General features: G+C 37.7%; 19 protein-coding genes. 16 read left to right on the plus strand and 3 right to left on the minus strand.

From position 1 onward, the window contains the following. Positions 1-40: 40 nt before the first annotated feature. The 5 genes from H3T48_RS07735 to H3T48_RS07755 all read left to right on the plus strand — a co-directional run bounded on the left by H3T48_RS07735 (position 41) and on the right by H3T48_RS07755 (position 3,794). A complete protein-coding gene (locus H3T48_RS07735) occupies positions 41-1,177 on the plus strand; it encodes a YibE/F family protein (RefSeq protein ID WP_232349913.1) in 1,137 nt (378 codons plus the stop codon). After that, positions 1,174-1,935 (plus strand): YibE/F family protein, encoded by a 762-nt coding sequence (locus H3T48_RS07740; protein ID WP_198189078.1) that lies wholly within the window; start codon positions 1,174-1,176, stop codon positions 1,933-1,935. The genes H3T48_RS07735 and H3T48_RS07740 overlap by 4 nt, the downstream gene beginning before the upstream one ends. Next, positions 1,932-2,747: an alpha/beta hydrolase gene (locus H3T48_RS07745; RefSeq protein ID WP_187158569.1), complete on the plus strand. Its 816-nt coding sequence runs from the start codon at positions 1,932-1,934 to the stop codon at positions 2,745-2,747. The genes H3T48_RS07740 and H3T48_RS07745 overlap by 4 nt, the downstream gene beginning before the upstream one ends. A gap of 49 nt (positions 2,748-2,796) precedes the next feature. Then, positions 2,797-3,189: a hypothetical protein gene (locus H3T48_RS07750; protein ID WP_198189079.1), complete on the plus strand. Its 393-nt coding sequence runs from the start codon at positions 2,797-2,799 to the stop codon at positions 3,187-3,189. 71 nt (positions 3,190-3,260) lie between these two features. Next, positions 3,261-3,794 carry a hypothetical protein gene (locus H3T48_RS07755; protein WP_198189080.1) on the plus strand — a complete coding sequence of 178 codons (534 nt, stop codon included), beginning with the start codon at positions 3,261-3,263 and terminating at the stop codon, positions 3,792-3,794. Between the two features lie 49 nt (positions 3,795-3,843). Here the strand turns inward: H3T48_RS07755 and H3T48_RS07760 are convergent, their stop codons facing one another. Further along, positions 3,844-4,209, minus strand: coding sequence for an aggregation promoting factor surface protein (locus tag H3T48_RS07760; RefSeq protein ID WP_046305909.1), 366 nt, complete (start codon positions 4,207-4,209; stop codon positions 3,844-3,846). A 158-nt stretch (positions 4,210-4,367) separates the two neighbouring features. On the opposite strand from H3T48_RS07760, the gene H3T48_RS07765 reads away from it, so the two are divergent. Next, a complete protein-coding gene (locus H3T48_RS07765) occupies positions 4,368-6,905 on the plus strand; it encodes a M1 family metallopeptidase (protein WP_198189081.1) in 2,538 nt (845 codons plus the stop codon). A gap of 97 nt (positions 6,906-7,002) precedes the next feature. On the opposite strand, the gene H3T48_RS07770 is transcribed toward H3T48_RS07765, so the two are convergent. Further along, complete coding sequence (locus H3T48_RS07770; protein ID WP_198189082.1) at positions 7,003-8,214, minus strand: L,D-transpeptidase family protein; 1,212 nt, start codon at positions 8,212-8,214, stop codon at positions 7,003-7,005. Positions 8,215-8,324: 110 nt separating this feature from the next. On the opposite strand from H3T48_RS07770, the gene H3T48_RS07775 reads away from it, so the two are divergent. The 10 genes from H3T48_RS07775 to H3T48_RS07820 all read left to right on the plus strand — a co-directional run bounded on the left by H3T48_RS07775 (position 8,325) and on the right by H3T48_RS07820 (position 19,416). Continuing rightward, positions 8,325-9,113, plus strand: coding sequence for a DUF4931 domain-containing protein (locus H3T48_RS07775; protein WP_198189083.1), 789 nt, complete (start codon positions 8,325-8,327; stop codon positions 9,111-9,113). 127 nt (positions 9,114-9,240) lie between these two features. After that, complete coding sequence (locus H3T48_RS07780) at positions 9,241-9,855, plus strand: ECF transporter S component (protein ID WP_198189084.1); 615 nt, start codon at positions 9,241-9,243, stop codon at positions 9,853-9,855. 149 nt (positions 9,856-10,004) lie between these two features. Then, on the plus strand, positions 10,005-10,754 hold the full coding sequence (locus H3T48_RS07785) for an ABC transporter ATP-binding protein (RefSeq protein WP_074426054.1): 750 nt from the start codon (positions 10,005-10,007) through the stop codon (positions 10,752-10,754). An 11-nt stretch (positions 10,755-10,765) separates the two neighbouring features. Continuing rightward, a complete protein-coding gene (locus tag H3T48_RS07790; RefSeq protein WP_198189085.1) occupies positions 10,766-12,592 on the plus strand; it encodes an FtsX-like permease family protein in 1,827 nt (608 codons plus the stop codon). A 28-nt stretch (positions 12,593-12,620) separates the two neighbouring features. Then, positions 12,621-14,432, plus strand: coding sequence for an FtsX-like permease family protein (locus tag H3T48_RS07795; protein WP_198189086.1), 1,812 nt, complete (start codon positions 12,621-12,623; stop codon positions 14,430-14,432). Positions 14,433-14,830: 398 nt separating this feature from the next. Beyond that, positions 14,831-16,027 carry an ABC transporter substrate-binding protein gene (locus tag H3T48_RS07800; RefSeq protein WP_122034130.1) on the plus strand — a complete coding sequence of 399 codons (1,197 nt, stop codon included), beginning with the start codon at positions 14,831-14,833 and terminating at the stop codon, positions 16,025-16,027. A gap of 48 nt (positions 16,028-16,075) precedes the next feature. Then, positions 16,076-16,954, plus strand: a complete 879-nt coding sequence (locus tag H3T48_RS07805) for a branched-chain amino acid ABC transporter permease (protein ID WP_046305923.1) — start codon at positions 16,076-16,078, stop codon at positions 16,952-16,954. An 8-nt stretch (positions 16,955-16,962) separates the two neighbouring features. Then, the gene (locus H3T48_RS07810) at positions 16,963-17,919 is read left to right on the plus strand and encodes a branched-chain amino acid ABC transporter permease (RefSeq protein ID WP_198189087.1); all 957 of its coding nucleotides are present in this window, start codon (positions 16,963-16,965) and stop codon (positions 17,917-17,919) included. 3 nt (positions 17,920-17,922) lie between these two features. After that, entirely contained in the window at positions 17,923-18,705 is a 783-nt protein-coding gene (locus H3T48_RS07815) for an ABC transporter ATP-binding protein (RefSeq protein WP_046305925.1), read from the plus strand. Continuing rightward, positions 18,706-19,416 carry an ABC transporter ATP-binding protein gene (locus H3T48_RS07820; protein WP_198189088.1) on the plus strand — a complete coding sequence of 237 codons (711 nt, stop codon included), beginning with the start codon at positions 18,706-18,708 and terminating at the stop codon, positions 19,414-19,416. It begins immediately after the preceding gene. 70 nt (positions 19,417-19,486) lie between these two features. Here H3T48_RS07820 and H3T48_RS07825 read toward each other — a convergent pair whose 3' ends face one another. Next, on the minus strand, positions 19,487-20,104 hold the full coding sequence (locus H3T48_RS07825; protein WP_198189089.1) for a matrixin family metalloprotease: 618 nt from the start codon (positions 20,102-20,104) through the stop codon (positions 19,487-19,489). Positions 20,105-20,387: the final 283 nt, after the last annotated feature.

A 20,387-nucleotide genomic window follows, 5' to 3' on the forward strand; every position in this document is an offset into this window, starting at 1 on the left:
AGATTCCAAATTGCTATTTTTGCGGTAGAGTAGAATCATTATGGATTTAAGGATGGTCAAATTGAAGAGAATTAAGCGACGTTATCTTGTTGCTATGATTGTTGCAGTCATTGGTTTGATTTTGACGGCTTGTACATACTTTGCCACAGACATCTATACTAAGCATGATGTTGCCGTCATCAGCGATAGGCAAATTAAAGATACGCTGGTCGAAAAAAGTACAGATGTTTATGACAACAAGGACGAAACAAGAAAGCAAGTTTTACATTTAAAAATTTTATCGGGCAAATACAAGGGGCAAACCTTCCGTACAGTAAACTATTACTACCCTTCGCAACTGATTACGCAAAAATATCGGGCGGGTCAACGGATTTTTGTTAATATCAAGCACAATGATCCAGCTATTCAGGGACCTAAAAGGGATTGGATACTTGCGCTCGCACTTACGATCATGATGACACTGATGGTGGCCGTTTCTGGTAAAAAAGCACTGGGCTTGATGTGCTCAATGGCGTTAAGTTGGGCTTTATTTTACCTGCTGATTATGACTGATATTAAGTTAAACGGTTCATATATCGTGCTACTGTTTGGTTTAGCTGATATTGTCTTCTCCTTTTTCAGTTTAGTTCTTGTTCAAGGTTTAAATAAAAAAATGCTGGCGACATGGTTAGCCACAATCCTTGGCACGGTTGTTTCTTTTGCATTATGCTATTTGATTATGCGACTGACAGGGGAGTCGGAAATCAAATATGAAACAGGCGATTATGCAACACAAGATCCACGCGGAATTTTTCTGGCGCAAACGCTGCTGGGAATTCTCGGTGCGGTTATGGATGAGGCAACCGACATCGTTTCTAGCCTGTATGAACTGGTTCAAACTAAAAAGGACCTGACGGCGAAGCAATTAGTCAAAAGTGGTCGCACCATGGGACAGGAAATAATGGGTCCCTTAATCAATGTGCTAGTGCTGATTTTTATGTCAGAAGAATTACCACTGACAATCATTTATTTGCGTGACAATAATACGCTCAGCTCAACCTTTGGCTTTACATTATCACTTGGCGTAACGCAAAGCGTAATTTCGGCCATTGGAATTGTGTTGACCGTTGTCTTTGCAACAGGTTGTAGTCTTCTCTTTTTGGAAGAGAAAAAGAGAAAGGAGTGGAAGCAAATTTGAGTACGTTAGTGGCACTAATTATTGTTTTAGCAATTCTGATGACCATCGTTGGCGGTGAAACTGGAATTAGAAGCTTTTTCAGTGTACTGATTAACACACTGCTATTAATTTTGCTGGCAATTTTAATCTCATGGGGCATTAATATTCCGATTTTGATTCTGATTTTTATTCCACTAAAATTAGTAACAATTATTTTCCTAGGGACACATGACTATCAGGTGGCCAAAAATTCGTTTACTTGTTCGTTTATTGTCTGCTTAGTCGTCAGTGTGCTGATTTTAGGCTGTGAATGGCTTGCTCAAGCTGCGGGCCTTGGGCCAGAAGCGGGTGAAATTTTGGTTGGCTTATCGCAAATGCCAGGCTTAAGCTACCCACTAATTGCTGTCGCTGTTGCGATTTTTTCGACCTTGGGTGCGGTTGCCGAAGCCGCAGTTGCAATGAGCTCTGGTTTATTAGAAATCAAAAAACACAATCCGGAAATTTCACATGAAGACTTGATGGCGAGCGGGTCTAAAATAGGTAATGATGTATTAGGAACATCAATGAACACGATTTTATTTGGAATGTTTGGTAGCTTTTTATCCCTATTTTTATGGTATATTAGGCTAAATTACACTTTAGGTGAAATTCTCAACGAAAAGATGTTTGTTAATGAAATTTTGATTGTCATGTACTCGCTGATTGCCGTACTGCTAACGGTACCCCTATCAACGGCTTTCTTGGCAAAGAATATGGTGAAGCATGAGGTAAAAGAATGAAAGTAACAGATTTAACATTAACTAACTTTAACAACAGGGCATTTAACGTGCACACATACACTTTGGATTCGATTGGAGATTTAGTAACCGCTAAACATCCGCTCGCAATTGTTATTCCTGGTGGTAGTTTTGATCATTTATCCTTGCGCGAAGGGGAGCCGGTTGCATTAGCTTTTAATAATTGCGGCTTTAATAGTGTAGTGATGGAATATAATCTGGTTCAAGATGAGGGCGATATATACCCTGATGCAGGACTTGACGTTTTAAGCACGGTTAAATACTTCCGTGATCACGCTGCTGAATATGAAATTGATCCGGAAAGAATTGTTACAGTTGGCTTTTCGGCCGGTGGACACGTTGCTAGTTTGGCTAATAGCATGGCCAATTCATCGGAATACCAAAAAGAATTTAATTTTACCAGTAAAGCGGTATTGCCAAATAAGACTATTCTAGGCTACCCACTAATTAACCTAGCTAAAATTGGCTTTGATATTCCAGAAGATGAATTGGACAAGGTGCCTGCTGATGATTTCGTTAAAAATAGTGCATTAGGTGTAACCGCTGAAACACCAGCAACCTTTATTTTCCATGCGTGGGATGATCCAATTGTACTCGTCAACAATACTTTGGAATACCTTGAAGCTTTACGTGAACATAATGTGCCGTGTGAAGCGCATTTATTTAATCGTGGTGGTCACGGCTTTTCACTTGCTCGAACTGATATGGTAGTTAAGGGAAGAGAATGGCAAGATAATCCACATGCTGGTCACTGGTTCGAACTAGCACAAGAATGGTTAAAGAGTGAATGGTAAAAAAAGAAGTGGAGATTAGCTTCTTTTTTTATTAACTTGGAAAGTTAAATTGATAAACAAGAATAGACTTGAAAAAGTGCCTAAAGAATGGACTATTTTAGCTGAAGAGTATTGCATTTATTTACTGAGGGTATATAATGGCACATATTTGAATCAAAAGAAAGGACATGATTTTTTGAAGTTAACGAAAATAAAAGTTTTGACAGCAATTAATGGCGTACTAACTTTGAGCAGTCTAATCATGTTATTCTTTGGATTGTGCAATCAAGTTAATGAGTCAGACGCCTTTTTAAAAGATGAGCAAACAATTGCTTTGAACAGTAATAATGGTTTGTTTATCTTGACTGCAATTATTGCGCTGATGGTTTTTGGCTTTGCCTTCTTTGCCAACTGGCTTAAGGCAGAACCGGCTAAGGCTCATTTATTACGACACAGAGCTTAAAAAGCAAAAAAGCTGTTCTCAATTGATGGAGGAACAGCTTTTTATTTTCTATTTTTTAAGGGAGAAGAATATTGCAGACAGTTGAAAACAGTGTATACGATCCATTTTTACCCACCTTATTACTATCAATGCATGAAGAATACGTAAACGAAATTTTAATCGGTCAAAAGGTGATTGAGTACCGTAAACGCTTCTTTAAGGACAGCTTCCAGGCCTTTGTGTACACAACTGGTAAAAATGGTGGCATTGAATTGTTTATTAAATGTCCCTCGTTAATTCAAAATGATGCGAATACCTTGGCTAAAATTGGCCAGTTGATTCAACACGATCAATATGAAGAAATATATGATTATTTTATGCCGAAAAATGATGGCTGCATTATTCCGATTCTCAATTATTGCGCAGTGAAAAAGGTCACTCTGGAGCAGTTACGTAGTGTCATGCCTGAAATCACTATACCGCAAAGCTACCTGTTTCTTGATCGCCCTGATAAGCAAAAATTGCTAGCGTATTTGCTAAAGCAGAAATGTGGCACACAAAAAGAAAACCAGTGGAAAAATATTTTGCCGAAATCGAGCAAATGCTCAAAACAAATAAATAAATAGTAAATAAAAAAGCCTAACAAATTGTTAGACTTTTTTTAGGGAATGAATTTTAATACCAGTGATGAGCTAACCAGAAGTTCTTGGCGTTAACCCATGAACCGTAACGACCATATACGTAGTTATCAGCAACACGTTCTTGATTCTTTGGTGATAAATTACCTTTTAAGTAGTTGATATTTAATTGATATTTACCGTAACAAACACCATTTCTAGCATAGTAGTTACCACCAGATTCACGCATCGCAATCCAGTTTTTTGCAGCACGTTCAGCACCTGATAGCTTTTTGGCAGCTTGAACCGTTTGAACACCAGAGTGGTCAGTAGTTACTTGTGCAATTGTGGTAAAGCCAAACGATAAGGCTAACGCGGCGACTAACTTTAAAATGATACTTTTACTTTTTTTCAATTTCTTCATTCCCTATTCAAACTTGATTTATTGATACTGATAATACTACACAAGCAATATTTCATTGTTGTTACAAAACAGACACGCAAACCTTACAAACGAGTTTTAATGTCATTTCCGAATAGTTTTGGTAAAATTTGTTATATTGCTATATTAGGAGGCAGACAATGACAGTAAAACATTTTTATGAAACTTTCCATCCCGAGCATTATGATCTCTATATTGAGGTAAACCGGGAACAGAAAACCATTAAAGGTACTACTACAATTACTGGTGAGGCCATTGAGGATTCAATCATGGTCAACCAAAAATACCTGACGATTGCTTCAGTGATTAGTGAAGGCCAAGAGGTTCCTTTTACAGTCGACGATGAAAAAGAAGCAATTAAAATAGATTTGGGCAAGACCGGTAAGACAGAAGTTGAAATTAAGTATTCTGCTCCATTAACTGATACCATGATGGGTATTTATCCGTCATATTACACAGTAGATGGGGTTAAGAAGCAGATAATTGGTACACAGTTTGAAACAACCTCTGCTCGTCAAGCTTTTCCATGTGTTGATGAACCAGAAGCTAAGGCTACTTTTTCTTTAGCACTGAAATATGATGAACATGAAGGCGAAACAACTATTGCTAACATGCCTGAAATTAAGGTTGAAGACGGTGTACACTACTTTGAAAAAACCGTTAGAATGTCTAGCTATCTAATTGCTTTTGCATTTGGTGAATTGCAATCTAAGATGACTGAAACCAAAGATGGTGTAAAAGTTGGTGTCTTTGCAACAAAGGCACACCAAGCAAAAGAATTAGACTTTGCTTTAGACATTGCTAAGCGAGCAATTGAATTTTATGAAGAATTCTATCAAACTAAGTATCCATTACCACATTCTTGGCAACTTGCATTGCCAGACTTTTCAGCTGGTGCAATGGAAAATTGGGGTCTAATTACTTACCGTGAGGCAGCAATTTTACTTGATCCAGATAATGCAACGGCTGACCAAAAAGCGTATGTTGCAACTGTAATTGCTCACGAACTGGCTCACCAATGGTTTGGTGACTTGGTTACAATGAAGTGGTGGGATGACCTGTGGCTTAATGAAAGTTTCGCCAACATGATGGAATACGTTTCAGTTGATGCACTTGAACCTGAGTGGCATGTCTGGGATAACACATACCAAGTTTCTGAAGTTCCGGCCGCTTTAAATCGTGATGCAACTGATGGTGTTCAATCAGTTCACGTTGAAGTAGAACATCCAGCTGATATTGATTCGATTTTCGACAGTGCGATTGTTTATGCTAAGGGCTCAAGGATGCTTGTAATGGTAAGAGCATTGCTTGGCGATGATGCCTTACGTAAAGGCCTCAAATATTATTTCGACCAACACAAGTTTGGCAATGCAACTGGTGATGACCTTTGGGATGCCTTATCAACTGCAACTGATTTGGACATTGGCAAAATTATGCATACTTGGTTAGATCAACCTGGTTACCCTGTAGTTAGTGCTAAAGTTGACGCAAATGGTCATTTGATCTTAACACAGAAGCAATTCTTTGCTGGCGAAGGTAAGGAAGTTGGCCGCAAGTGGGCAATTCCGCTAAATGCAAACTTTGACGCACCTCAGATTATGTCTGATAGAGAACTCGATCTTGGTGATTATAGTGACTTACGTGCAAAAGCAGGTCACGCACTACGCCTTAATGTTGGTAATAGTTCACACTTTATCGTTAACTACGACGAAACGCTGATGGCTGATATTATTGCTGAAGTTGACGACTTAAAGCCTGTTGATCAATTACAATTATTGCAAGATTTGGGTCTTTTAGCTCAAGGCAACCAGATTTCATATGCAGAAATCGTGCCATTGTTACCAAAATTTGCTGACTCTGATTCTAACATCGTAATTGGTGCTTTATTCAGTGCTGTGGCTAGCTTACGTAAGTTTGTCACACCAGATTCTGATGAAGAAAAGAACTTAAAGCAATTTACTGATCAACTTTCAAGTAAACAAGTAGAACGTCTTGGCTGGGAAGCTAAAGAAACAGATACTGCTGATGAGCTACAAATTCGTCCAACTGAATTATCAGCTGCATTATATGCTGGCAACCCAGCTGTGATAAAAGCAGGTCACCAAATCTTTGTCCAAAACGAGGCAGACTTAATTAAGATTGAAGCTTCAGTTCGACCATATGTTTTGATTAATGAAGCTAAAAACTACCACAGTTCAGAGCTTATTGAACGCCTAGTTAAAGAGTATCAAACTGCAGTTGATCCATACTTTAAGCAAGACCTTATGGCAGCCATAACTTCAACTCAGGACAAGGAAGACCTTAAGCAAATTGTTGATAACTTTGAAAACAATGATATTATCAAACCACAAGATTTGCGCTCATGGTACTTCTCAGTTCTTTCTAACAAGCAAGGTGAGCAACTAGCTTGGGATTGGATTCGTGCTGAATGGGCTTGGCTTGAAAAGACTATCGGTGGCGATATGGAATTTACCAGTTTCATAACTGTTACGGCAAAAGCATTCCATACCCCAGCTCGTTTAAAGGAATTCACTACTTTCTTTGAACCAAAAATTGATCAACCTGGTTTAGGCCGAGAGATTCAAATGGATACTAAGGTTATTGCTACTAAGGCTGACTTAGTAACTAAAGAACAGGCAGTTGTTAACCAGAAGATTAAGGAAGCTATTACTAAATAGTTTCATTAAAAAATATTGGCGATCGCGTCATGATTTTTAGATAAAAGAAAAGCAATGCTTAATTTAAAGCACTGCTTTTTTTGCTTAGGATTTAACTCTAATCATAAACAATCACTGGTTCATGTTTAGTTACGTTACGCCAAACTTTTTTTGCTTCAGCTGGTTTAATGTTAACGCAACCGTGTGAACCACCACGGAGGTAGGCGGTTTTAGTCCAATCACCACGCCAGCTTGCGTCGTGCAGGCCACAACCACTTAAGGTAAATGGCATCCAATATTTAACTGGTGATGCATATTTTGAACCATCATTGTTACGTCCACGAAGAACAGATGGGGATTCTTTATAGTGAATGTACCAAACACCAGTAGGAGTTCTGTTGCCTTTACCGCCATTTTTGGTTCCTGTAACCACATCGTTTAGGTAAACAACCAATTTTCCCTTTTTGACGATCCAAAGTGCCTGCTTTTTCAAGGAAACAACAATATAGTCGTCACCAATGCCATGATTATTTTGACCATAGCCGAGTCCGTAGGTACTGTAACCTAGACCGTAAATATAGTCTTTACCATCTAATTTGGTTTTACCAGTTAAGAATGCTTGTTCAATTGCTGCTTGTGCTTTTTTAACGTTAACACCCCAGCCATAACTTTCATTTTTAACGGTAATTTCCTTGCCATTCAATTTTTTCTTGACCGGAACAGTAAATTTATAACTCTTGTGCAAGGTTGTGACTTCCTGGTCAATCTGGTTAAGTTTGGCAGTTAAGTTTTCAGAGTTAAGGAAGTTAAACTTGCCTTGTTTGAAAGTAACTTCGTTAAGCAAGTCGCGGGCCTGCAATTTGTATGACTTGCCAGCGATTTGATAATTCAATTTTGCTTGACTAACATTTTTAAGCGCATCATTAGCTGCTGCAAGATCTGTGTATTTGTAGTCAAAATTTCGTTTATCAGGCATTGTCGTGTGCTGTTTATCGAAATATTTTTTAACTTCTTCGCGCTGGATTGTTTTAAGCTTGGGATCGCGTTCAATTGAAACCTTACCTTTTTCCAACACAACCATATTGTTAGCTTTTGCATTAACTTTATTCGTTGCTTTATCAACAGTTAGATTTCCTACTTTTACACCATAAATGGTTACATTAGGGTTAAAATGAGTAATAGCAAATTCTTTGGCGGCCTTTTGTGATTCAACGTGCCGATTATATAAAATAACACCAAAGACAACTGCTAAAATCATGAAGATGCCAACCATAATTAAATAAAAGTTGTTGCGATTGTTGTGTTTCTTTAAATCTTTTCTAGATTGCATAATTTTACCCACTATAAATAACTTTTTATAAAATAATTGCGGTTCCAGTTTATCATCTATTGCGGCGCTAGTAAAATGCAATAGATAAGATAGAATTTTTGGAGGATATGATGGATATTGACCCGTTAATTTTTGATGTAAATATTGCAAAAAATAAACCTAATTCATATCGTAAAGTAAAGAATAATTCGGGCTGTCCATTTTGTGAAGTTGACAGCTTAGAAAATATCTATCAAAAAAATGGTGACATGATCTGGTTGCGTAATAAGTATCCAACGTTACGTGACACGGTTCAAACTGTTTTAATTGAGTCAAGTGATCATCATGGTGATATTGCGACCTATTCTAAAGTGTTCAATCGACAATTAATTCGGTTTTCCCTGAACTGCTTCAATAAGATGAGGGCCCAAAAACAGTTCAAGTCCGTTTTATGGTACAAGAACTTTGGCCCAAATTCAGGAGGCTCACTTGTGCACCCACACATGCAGATTGTTGGACTTGAAAAGCAAGACGGCTATCGGTACATTAACGAAGCCAATTTTAAGGGTATAACACTCTTTGATGAAGCTGGAGTTGAGGTTAACGTTTCAACTGCTCCAATTCACGGCTATGTTGAATTAAATCTTAATTTATGTGATTTGTCTAGTGTTGACTTATGGGCAGACTGGATTCAAGCGGGAACCAAGTACATGCTAAATGTGGTGTCAAAGGGGCGCTGTGATTCCTATAATTTATTCTTTTATCCGCGTGAAGGTGGCCAAATTTGTGCTAAGTTAATTGCACGATTTGCTGCTTCACCTTATTTTGTGGGTTATAAGCTACCGCAGGTCGATAATCGTGAAAAATTGCTCCAAGAGGCCGAGAAATTTAGAGCCTTTTTTGAAGAAGAACAGGATTAGGAAAAAGCATATAAGGACAGTTAGAGTTTAAACCTGTATTATCATGGTCTTAGCAACCAATATAATTGTTTGCGACTTAAAAAGTTTAGCAATATAATAGCGAAATGTTATTAAGGAGAAAACTTACATGAGACGAGAACAAACAAGAAACATGGCAATTACAGCTTTATTCATCGCACTTTTTTTACTTCAGACTTTTGTTCCTAACATTGGTTATATTCGTATCCTGCCTGGGTTACCTGCAATTACGACTGCGCCATTAACAGTTGCAATTTACGCCTTATTAATGGGTCCAGTGGCTGGAGCGGTTTTTGGTTTGTTTTGGGGAATTTTACGATTGATCTTGGCGTTTACACAGCCAGGCGATATTGTCAGCTTGATGCTCTTTCAAAATGTTTTCATCGCAGTAATTCCAAGTGTTTGTGCTGGACTTTTTCCTGGTCTAATAGGCAAACTCTTTCAGAATAAGAAAAATGGAATAAGAGAAACCAGCTATGCAATTGCAGGTGCGGTTACCTCTTTAACCAATACAGTCTTAGTCATATTATTAACCAGCCTTGTTTTTATGAATGATTCAGGGCGGCTAATTGGTTACATGGGTAATTTTGCCAAAGGAACGCCATTAATCGAGGCTTTGATTGTTGCCTTAGGGATGAACGGCTTGATTGAAGCAATTTTTACAGCAATAGTTACACCGATTATTGTGATACCACTAAAAAAAGTGATGAAGAGAATTGGCTAAAGCTTAATTTTATATGCTAGAAGTACAGCAAAACTTAGCTGATAAAAGCACTTACTTAAGTAAGTGCTTTTTTTGTTTGACAAAATATCAAAACAGGATTAGTGTATTAGATATATAATACACAGTGACTAATAGGAGGAAAAGAAAACATGACTGAAATACTACGTGTAGAGCAGGTAACCAAAACGTATGGTAAGCGCGGCGAAAAGCAATATCAGGCACTAAAGGGCATTAACTTCACGGTTAATTCGGGTGAGTATGTGGCTATTATGGGTGCTTCAGGTTCAGGGAAAACGACCCTGCTTAACATTTTGTCAACTCTCGATAAGCCAACAAGTGGTCATGTTTTTATTAATCATGAGGATAATAGTACGTTAAACGCCAATCAATTAGCCGATTTTAGAAGTAAGCAAATTGGCTTTATCTTTCAAGACTTTAATTTGCTGGAAAACTTAACAAATCGCGAAAATATTGCTTTGCCGCTAAGTTTGCGTGGAATATCAACTAAGCGAATTGATCCGTTAATCGATCGAATTGCTGGACGACTTGGAATTGAGCAAATATTAGCCAAGTATCCTGCTGAGGTTTCCGGAGGTCAAAAGCAAAGGGTAGCAGCAGCCAGAGCTTTAGTTCATGAACCAGCAATTTTACTTGCAGATGAGCCAACCGGTGCGCTTGATTCAAAGAGTGCACGCGAATTATTGGATACAATGGAAGATTTGAATCAAAATGATGGCATTACAACATTGATGGTTACTCATGATCCGTTTGCCGCTAGTTTTGCCAGTCGAATTCTCTTTATTAAAGACGGTAAGATTGGTAAGCAAATGTTGAAAAACGAGCTGTCGCGGCAAGAGTTTTATCACTTATTGATTGATCATTTAGACACCGATGAATAGAGGAAACGAATATGATTTGGAAATTATCTTTAACAGGAATCAAAAATCGTTTTAAAGATTATACGGTCTTATTCTCTGGCTTGGTTGTTGCAAGCATGATCTTTTACATGTTTTTGACCATTGCAATTAATCCGGCCTTTATCAAAAACGATATTCAAACCTCAACTTCATATGTTCAATTTACATTTGGCTTTGGCATTGTATTACTAGTCATTATTTCAATGATTTATCTTGTTTACGCTAATTCGTTTTTGCTGAGCATGCGTAAGCACGACTATGGCATGTATATGATGCTAGGAGCCAAGAGTAGCAAGATTGGGTTGCTAATTTTTTTAGAAACATTGATTACTGGGATTTTAGCCACTTCAGCTGGCATCATTCTGGGCTTTGGCTTGACCACAGTTGTTGCCAAATTACTAATTGATAAACTGGGTTTAACGGTTACTCATTTTAGTCCCATCTTGCCTAATGCCGTTTTGTGGACACTAATCTTTTTCACTTTAATGTTTCTCTTCGGCGCGCTCAAAAATGCACGTAAATTAGTGCGTACACCAGTAATCAACCTTTTGAAAGATGAGCAAAAGCCAGCTGAAACGAGTCTTAAAACCGGGCTGCGTTCAGTGGAAGCAATTGCTGGCCTAGTTCTGCTAGCCATAGGTTACTATACGCTCAGTCTTCCCGCAGCAATGATTTTAATTATCATTCCAGTTGCTTTAGTGACGATTGTAGCGGGATCATACTTTACATTTAATTCTTTTTTCAGTGCATTAATTGGCTTTTTATTAAAGCGAAAAGACTTTTCTTACCGCGGAATCCGGGTGTTTACACTAGGTCAGTTAAATTTTCGGATTCATGACTACACCAAGATCTTAACAATTATTTCGCTGCTCTTTGCCTTGGCTTTAGGAGCAATCACGGTGGGATTGAACTTTAGTACACTTAAAGATCAAGCTACTGCAAGCACATATTATGACACGACGATTGTAAGTTCCTCTTCTGCAGTTCAAGAAGCTAAAAAGCAGCTGCATATCAAGCATGAACAAACATATCATTATAAAGAAAACAAAAAGTATTTGTACTTTAAGCGGGCTGAATTCAGTGCTAATCCAGTCAAAAACAATGAATTCTATGTCAAAAATGACACACCAGCTTATAAGACAGTAAATTTGAAAATTGCTGATCTGGCTAAGCAGGGAACAACTGCTAATAACGCTTTGAACTCAATGCTTCCTGCTAAGCACCATAAACCTATTCGTTTGGTTTCACAGCAAAAATGGGCTGGTTTAAAGGGCGACAAGCAGTTTGTCACCATTCTAACCGTAAAGAATTTTCAGCAAGACTATCCAATTCTCTTAAAAATTGAAAAGCAGCAGCTAGAAGAAAGCAAAAATTATGCCAATGTTTATCAATCAAGTAAGGCAGGAGCCTATCAGCTAGTTATGAACTTTAGTAGTGGTTTTGAATTCATGGGTTTCTTTTTGGGCTTTGCTTTCTTAACTATGCTTGCTTCTACTTTAATGTTTAAGATTTTAACGGGTGCTGCTAGCGATAAAATCCGCTATCAGATGTTGTTTGAAATGGGCACTAGAATGTCTGTCTTACGTAATTCAATTAAAAATGAGATTGGTATCTTATTCCTTTTACCGGGAATATTAGGCGTAGTTGATGTTTTATTTGGGTTACAGATGTTTAGAGTTTTTCTTCCAGCCCCGTACCACAACTTATGGATCCCATTTACAATTTTTATCATTTTGTACGTCCTCTATTACCTAATAACAGTGAAGTTATATGAAAAAATCGTTTTGAAATCGGATAGTGTTCTCAACAAAGGAGAATGAGCTGCTAGTTTAGGAAAGAGGAGTGCGTATGATTTGGAAGTTGTCTTTAACGGGAATAAAAAGCAGGCTAAAGGACTATCTGGTTTTGTTTTCTGGTTTAACTGTTGCTAGCATGGTTTTCTATATGTTTTTAGCAATTGCAGTTAACCCAGCCTTCATTAAAAATGACATCCACGTTAGAACAGATTACTTAAAATATATTTTTATTTTTGGCATTGTTTTATTAGTCATTATTACTTTAGTCTATTTATTGTATGCTGATACGTTTTTACTCAGCATGCGTAAGCATGATTACGGCATGTACATGATGCTGGGTGCTAAAAGCACTAGGATAGGACGACTGATTTTTGGTGAAACCCTAATCACTGGTCTTTTAGCCACTTTTTTAGGACTTATACTTGGGTTTGGTTTAACCTGGATTAGTCTAAAAATACTAATTAGCAAGTTAGGCTTAGAAATACCACATTTTCAGGCCATTTTACCTAATGCGATTATAATTACGATTGCGTTTTTCTTAGTAATATTTTTGGTGGTGGCCTTGGCTAACGTATATAAGTTAACGCACACGCCTGTTATTACTTTGTTGCATGAAGATCAGGCACCAGTAAAATTTCGCTATCGCCCATTTTTACGAGTAATCGAAGCAGCAGGCGGTGTTTTCTTACTGGCAATAGGTTATTACGTAATGACACTGCCAAAGGAGCAAGTTTTTAAAATTATTCCAACCGCTTTGGTAACAATTGTAATTGGTTCATACTTGATTTTTGCTGCAGTATTTAGTTCGCTTGTGGGGCTTTTGCTAAAAAGGAAAAGTTTCTCTTACCATGGCATTCGTATGTTTACGCTGGGACAGCTGAAGTTTCGACTGCAAAGTTATACGCGAGTTTTGACAATGATTTCTTTGCTGTTTGCTCTAGCACTTGGTGCAATCACCGTTGGTTTGAACTTTGATTCGCTCAATGATTTAGCAACGCAGTCTGTTTATTACGATGCAACAATTGTTAGCAATTCTTCTGCCGTCAAAAAGGCCGAGTCAAAACTGGATGTAATTAGTAAACAGACCTACCATTACAAGGAAACCAAAAAAGTTCTTTACTTTGATCAAGCAGAACTTTCGAAAGAGCCAGTGAAATATGTCAGTGTTAATTATTCCAATAACAGAGGTGTCACTCAATATACTGTTAAAGCACTGCAAGTAAATAAAATATCTGATAGCAATGCAATAGATAATACTATTTTTATGCGGATGGTTCCAAACCATGGCCAGCAAAAAGTTAAGCTTGTCTCGTCAAAGGAGTTAAGCAAACTTAGTGGTCAGAAAAACTTTGTTAGTCTTCTTCGAGTTAAAGATTTTCGCCAGGCTTATCCTATTATCGCTAAAATGGAAAGTCAGCAAGTAAAAGAAAAGCCTGCTTTTTCCGCCCTCGTGCCTCAGTCTAAAGCGGCTTTTTACGGCAACTCACTTGCTTACAGTAGTTCGTTTGAATTCATGGGCTTCTTTCTTGGCTTTGCCTTTTTGACTATGCTTGCTTCAACTTTAATGTTTAAAGTTTTAAGTGGTGCTGCTGGCGATAAAGCGAAGTACCGGATGCTCTACCAAATGGGGACAAGGAAACAGCTACTCCGGCGTTCTATCAAGGCAGAAATCGGTGTTCTTTTTCTCTTACCAGCACTTCTAGGCGTGATTGATGTTCTTTTTGGACTTCAACTTTTCAAAGATTTGTTAGAAAACCCATACCGTAGTATCTGGATTCCGTTTGTTATTTTTATTATTCTCTATTTATTTTATTATTTATTAACAGTCAAATTGTATGAAAAACTTGTTTTACCAAAAGAGTGAAAAAAGCTGTAATCATTGAGATTACAGCTTTTTATTTTTGCTGAGAAAGCTAACTAGTCATTCAAGGTTTTTGGCTAAATTAAATTATTTTTAAAATATTTCTTGACACCTAAAAACAAGATACCTATAATTCTAAGTGTTAAATTAAATTTTGAGGAGGCTATTTTAATGAAAATTACAAAATTAAATAAAAAGAACATCAGAATAGTCAATACGCAAAAGATAATTATTGCCTTGTTGTCAAGTAGGACTTAACCTAAGTAGATTGCTGAATGCAGTTTGTAAAGTTGAGCCCTTGTTTGCTTCTTGATGAATGGGGCTTAACTCATAAATGACCTAGCGCCTCATTCATTAAGTTGAATGAGGTGTTTTTGTAGGTAAATGTCAAAGGAGAAAAAATGAGTAAGTTTACTAAAAGAGTAATGAGTGCTGTCACATTAGGAGCGGCTGCATTTATGATGGCGGGCTGTTCCGTTGCTAAAAACAGTGGTAGCAAGGGAACAACCCAAGCACATGATGTTGTTAAAATTGGAGCCAATTTAGAGCTGTCTGGAGCTGCTGCCGGTTATGGTAATGCGGAAAGACAAGGTGTCCAACTTGCAGTTGATGAAATCAATAAAGCAGGTGGAATTAACGTTAATGGTCACAAGAAGAAAATTAAATTGATTTTACGTGACAATAAGTCGGCAATAGCTACTTCATCCTCTGTTGCAGCTCAGTTAACTACTAAGGACAAGGTTGCGGCAATTGTTGGGCCTGCAACCACAAGTGCAGGTACAGCTGAAATTCCAAATATTACAAAGGCAGCTGTACCAAGTGTCAGTCCATCAGCAACGGATTCAAAATATACTTTACAAAAAGACGGTAAGGTTCAAGAGTATGTTTTCCGTGCTTGTTTCCAAGATAATTTCCAAGGAACTAAAGCAGCAGAATTTGTAATGGATAAATTAAAGGCCAAGCGTGTTGCTATTTACGCTGATAATTCAAGTGATTATGGAACAGGGCTTGCTAAGGCTTTCCAAAATACATATAAGGGTAAGGTAGTCGCTAACCAAACATACTCAGCAGGTGATAAGGACTTTAACGCTGTTTTAACTTCATTTAAGTCGAAAAACGTTGATGCGATTTATGTTCCTGGTTACTACACTGAAGTAGGCTTGATCATCAAGCAAGCCCGTCAAATGGGTATCAAGGTTCCAATCGTTGGTGGTGACGGAATGGCTGATCCGAAGTTACCACAAATCGCAGGTCCTAAGAATGCCACAAATATTTTCTACACCACACCATTTTCTACTCGTGTTGCAGCTAAGGATCCGTTTGCTTCGAAGTTTATGAAGGCTTTCAAGGCACGTTACCACACTGATGCTCCTGCCTTCTCAGCACTTGCTTATGATGCGGTATACCTAGTTAAAAATGCAATTGAAACACAAAAATCAGATGATTCAGTCAAGATTACTGCAGGTTTAGCTAAGACTAAGAATTTCAAGGGTGTTACTGGCGAAATCACGATTGATAAAAAACACAACCCTGAAAGACCAATCATAACTGAGGAAATGACTAACGGAAAAATCAGTAATTCTTACAAGGTTGATTAACGAAAAACATGTTTAGTTAATAGAGATATTTCAAAGGAGCGATCAAATTTGCAGATAGTTTTACAGCAAATTATCAATGCCTTATCATTAGGCTCGATATATGCCTTGTTGGCGTTGGGTTATAGCATGGTTTACGGCATTATTAAGTTAATTAACTTTGCTCATGGCGATATTTACATGTTAGGGGCATTTTGTGCCTACTACGTAATTAGCCTTTGGCACTTTAACTTTATTACCGCTCTACTTACAGCAATGATTGTTAGTGCACTAGCTGGTGTAGTGATTGAATATTTTGCATATCGACCTCTACGTAAGTCACCTAGAATCGCGGTTTTGATTACTGCTATTGGTGTATCGTTTTTGCTAGAAAATGGTATGTCATATTTAGTAGGCTCTAATGCACGCAGCTTTCCCCAAGTAATGGAACAAGTTAATTACAACATTGGTGGCATTGTCATTTCTAATATTCAAATTTTGATTTTAGCTACAGCATTGATCTTAATGGTTTTGCTGCAGGTAATTATCAAAAAGACCAAAATGGGACGAGCAATGAGAGCTGTTTCGGTTGATCCAGATGCGGCTGAGTTAGTCGGTGTAAATGTGAACCATACGATTTCATTTACTTTTGCCTTAGGCTCGGCCTTAGCCGGTGCTGGCGGTATTCTGATTGGGATGTACTATAACCAAATTGATCCGCTGATGGGAATGACACCGGGAATCAAGGCCTTCGTGGCAGCCGTATTGGGCGGAATTGGCTCAGTACCTGGGGCATCACTAGGAGGTTTCCTGATTGGTATTTTGGAAACATTTTTCCAATCAATTGGTTTATCTGCATACAAAGATGCTGTCGTTTACTTTGTCTTAATTGTTATTTTGCTCTTTTTACCAGCCGGTATCTTTGGCAAAAATACTAAAGAAAAGGTTTAGGTGGCAAAATGAAAGCAAATTTGAAATACATCTTGTCGTGGCTTGTAATTATGGTTGCGGGCTTCTATCTAATCAATGCGTTGATTATGGTAGGCGTGATCGATGACTTTATTGAAAATATGTTGGTCACAATCGGAATCAATATTATTTTGGCAACAGGATTGAATTTAATTATCGGTTTTAGTGGCCAATTTTCACTTGGACACGCTGGTTTTATGGCAATTGGTGCATATGCAACCGCGATTATTACCCAGCACGTAAGTACTGAACTAGGTTTTATTGTGTCATTGCTGGTTGGGATGGCGCTTGCAGCACTTATTGCATTAGTTGTCGGAACAGCAACGTTTACTCGATTAAAGGGTGATTATTTAGCAATTGCGACTTTAGGTGCGGCTGAAATTATTCGCAACATCATCAATAACCTGAAGATTACTGGTGGCTCAGCGGGGATGTTTAATATTCCTCAACTATGCTCTTGGCCAACTGTTTATATTTTGGTTTGTTTAACGACCCTAGTTTTGATGAACTTTATTAGATCTAAAAACGGACGAGCAATCAAAGCCGTACGTGAAGATGAAATTGCTGCTGAAGCGATGGGAATTAACACTACAAAGTGGAAAGTAGCCGCTTTTGTTATTGGTGCGACAACAGCTGCGATTGCTGGTAGCTTGCATGCATCCTATATCCAAACTATTTCACCATCAAACTTTGGAATTATGGAGTCTATTTCGATTCTTGTAATTGTTGTTTTAGGTGGTGTTGGTAGTATGACCGGAACATTTTTAGCAGCAGTTGTTTTAGGCGTGTTAGATACGGTCTTACAAAACTTTGGTGCGCTAAGAATGGTTATTTATGCAATTGCACTGATTTTAATTATGATCTTCAAGCCATCAGGACTGCTCGGTAACTGGGAATTTTCATTAAAGAATCTTGGTAAACATTTTGGTAAAAAGGAAAGGGGCTAGCACATGGAGCATTTACTGCAAGTAGAACACGCGGTACGTAAATTTGGTGGTGTAACCGCAGTTAACGATGTTTCACTTCATCTAGATGAACATGAATTGGTTGCCCTTATTGGTCCAAATGGTGCTGGTAAAACAACGCTGTTTAACTTATTAACAGGGATGGTTCCTGTAACTAGCGGCAAAATAGATTTACGAGTTGACAAGCAAACTTATGATTTAACCAGTAAGAATGCTGTCCAAATTGCTGATTTAGGCTTGTCACGAACTTTTCAGAATATTCGTTTGTTCAAAAATTTAACAGTTATGGATAATGTTTTAACTGCCATGACAAATAAGTACAAAGAAGGATTTTTGACAACTGTTTTTCGTTTGCCAAGCTACTATCGAACTGAAAAGGAAATGAGAGCAGCAGCAGAAAAACTGCTAGACATTTTCGATTTAACAGATAGCCAAGCATTATTAGCTGAAAATCTACCTTATGGAACGCAGCGCCGCTTAGAAATAGTTAGAGCCTTGGCAACACAGCCTAAAATTTTGTTCTTAGATGAACCTGCTGCTGGAATGAATCCAGAGGAAACAGCAGATTTAACTAACCTAATTAAGCGGGTGCAAAAAGAGTTTGGCATAACTGTTTTATTGATTGAGCATGACATGTCTCTTGTTATGAACTTGGCTGAACGCATTTATGTTCTCGATCAAGGAGAATTACTTGCAACTGGTACCCCTGAAGAAATCAGGACAAATAATAAAGTGGTTGAGGCATATTTGGGAGAAGGTGAAGTCTAGATGGCGATGCTCGAAGTTGAAAACTTGTCCGTTAATTATGGTGTTATCCAAGCTGTTAAAGGGGTAAGTTTCAAAATAAATGAAGGCGAAATTGTGACTTTGATTGGTGCAAACGGTGCCGGCAAGTCGACAATTGTTAAAACAATCTCTGGACTACTTAAACCTAAGGATGGTCAAATCACATATCAGGGTAAGAGCATTGTTAAAGAAAAAGCTCCGCAAATAGTATTAGATGGGATTTCACAAGTTCCAGAGGGACGGCATATTTTTTCCGGACTAACGGTAATGGAAAACCTACAGATGGGTGCCTTTTTACAAAAAAATGGTAGTGAAGAAAACAAGGGTTATCAGGAAATTTTTGAACGCTTTCCAATTTTACAAAAGCGTAAAAATCAGGATGCTGCAACGCTGTCAGGTGGTGAGCAACAAATGCTGGCTATTGGTCGTGCGTTGATGGCTAAACCTAAATTACTTTTACTTGATGAACCTTCGATGGGACTGTCACCTTTGTATATTCAGGAAATTTTTAAGATTATTAAAGAGCTGAATGAAAAGGGTACAACAATCTTGTTGATTGAACAGAATGCTAAACAAGCTCTCTCGATTGCTGATCGAGGATATGTATTGGCAACTGGTAAAATTGAATTAACTGGTACAGGACAGGAACTATTAGCTAATCCAGAAGTGCAGAAAGTGTACTTCGGTGGCTAAGCAGTTACTTTAAGAGTAAAAAGACCATTCACTAAAAACATGAATGGTCTTTTAATTTATGGAGCAAGCTTTATTTACGGTAGAGTTTCTTAACGTTTTTAACATCGACTGGCTGAATAGGGTATCTTCCTTCAGTGTCCATGACGGATGGCACCTTTGTATTATGATCAAGCCCCATTGCATGTCCTAGCTCATGCTCGATAGCTTGAAGTACTTGTTGGTAGCGCTCAGCATCATCTGCAAAATCACACAAGTAATATGTGTTTAACTGGATAGTTGAAGCAACGAGACGGTGGTTTTTGACGTAATAGCGCCAATGAGTGTAACCTGCATAGCGGGTTTCTGAATTATACCAAGGTACAACAGTGATTTGAGCCTTTTTCCTATTCTTAGTTTTTGTGAACGTAAATGCACCTGTCTCGTTCCATTCTTTAATTGCATCATTAGTTACGGCAATTAAATCGTCATTTTTCCCTAAATCAAGGTAAATCGAAGCTTTGGCTTTGTTCCATCTGCGGTGTGGTACCTTCTTAACTTTCTTAGCCTTTTTAGTCTTTTTAGCATAGGTGATTTGATTAAAAGAATTGGGTGAATTGGGACCACTGTTTAGAATAAATGATCCGATGAGAGTTATTGAAGCAAATAGTGCATAGAATGATTTTTTAATAAAATGATGGCTTTTTTTCATCTTAATTACCTTTTTACTTACTACTACAATATTAATGATAATTATAACAGTAAACCAATTAAAGCGTGTAAATTATCAATTTATTTTATTATTGAATAACCTGAGTCTGGGCTAATGATGTCGATCGACAATGCGTTAAATAAGTATTTTAGGGCAATAAAAATCCTCAATTATCAAAATAATTGAGGATATCCATAGGAGACCGTAAAATAGTTTGTGTAAGGATGAATAATTCCTTAAATTAATTTCTTAAAACATTAGAAAAAGGAGTTCCTTTCTCGTA

It is taken from the genome of Lactobacillus sp. M0403 (genome assembly GCF_016101265.1).
Classification (GTDB): Bacteria; Bacillota; Bacilli; order Lactobacillales; family Lactobacillaceae; genus Lactobacillus; species Lactobacillus apis.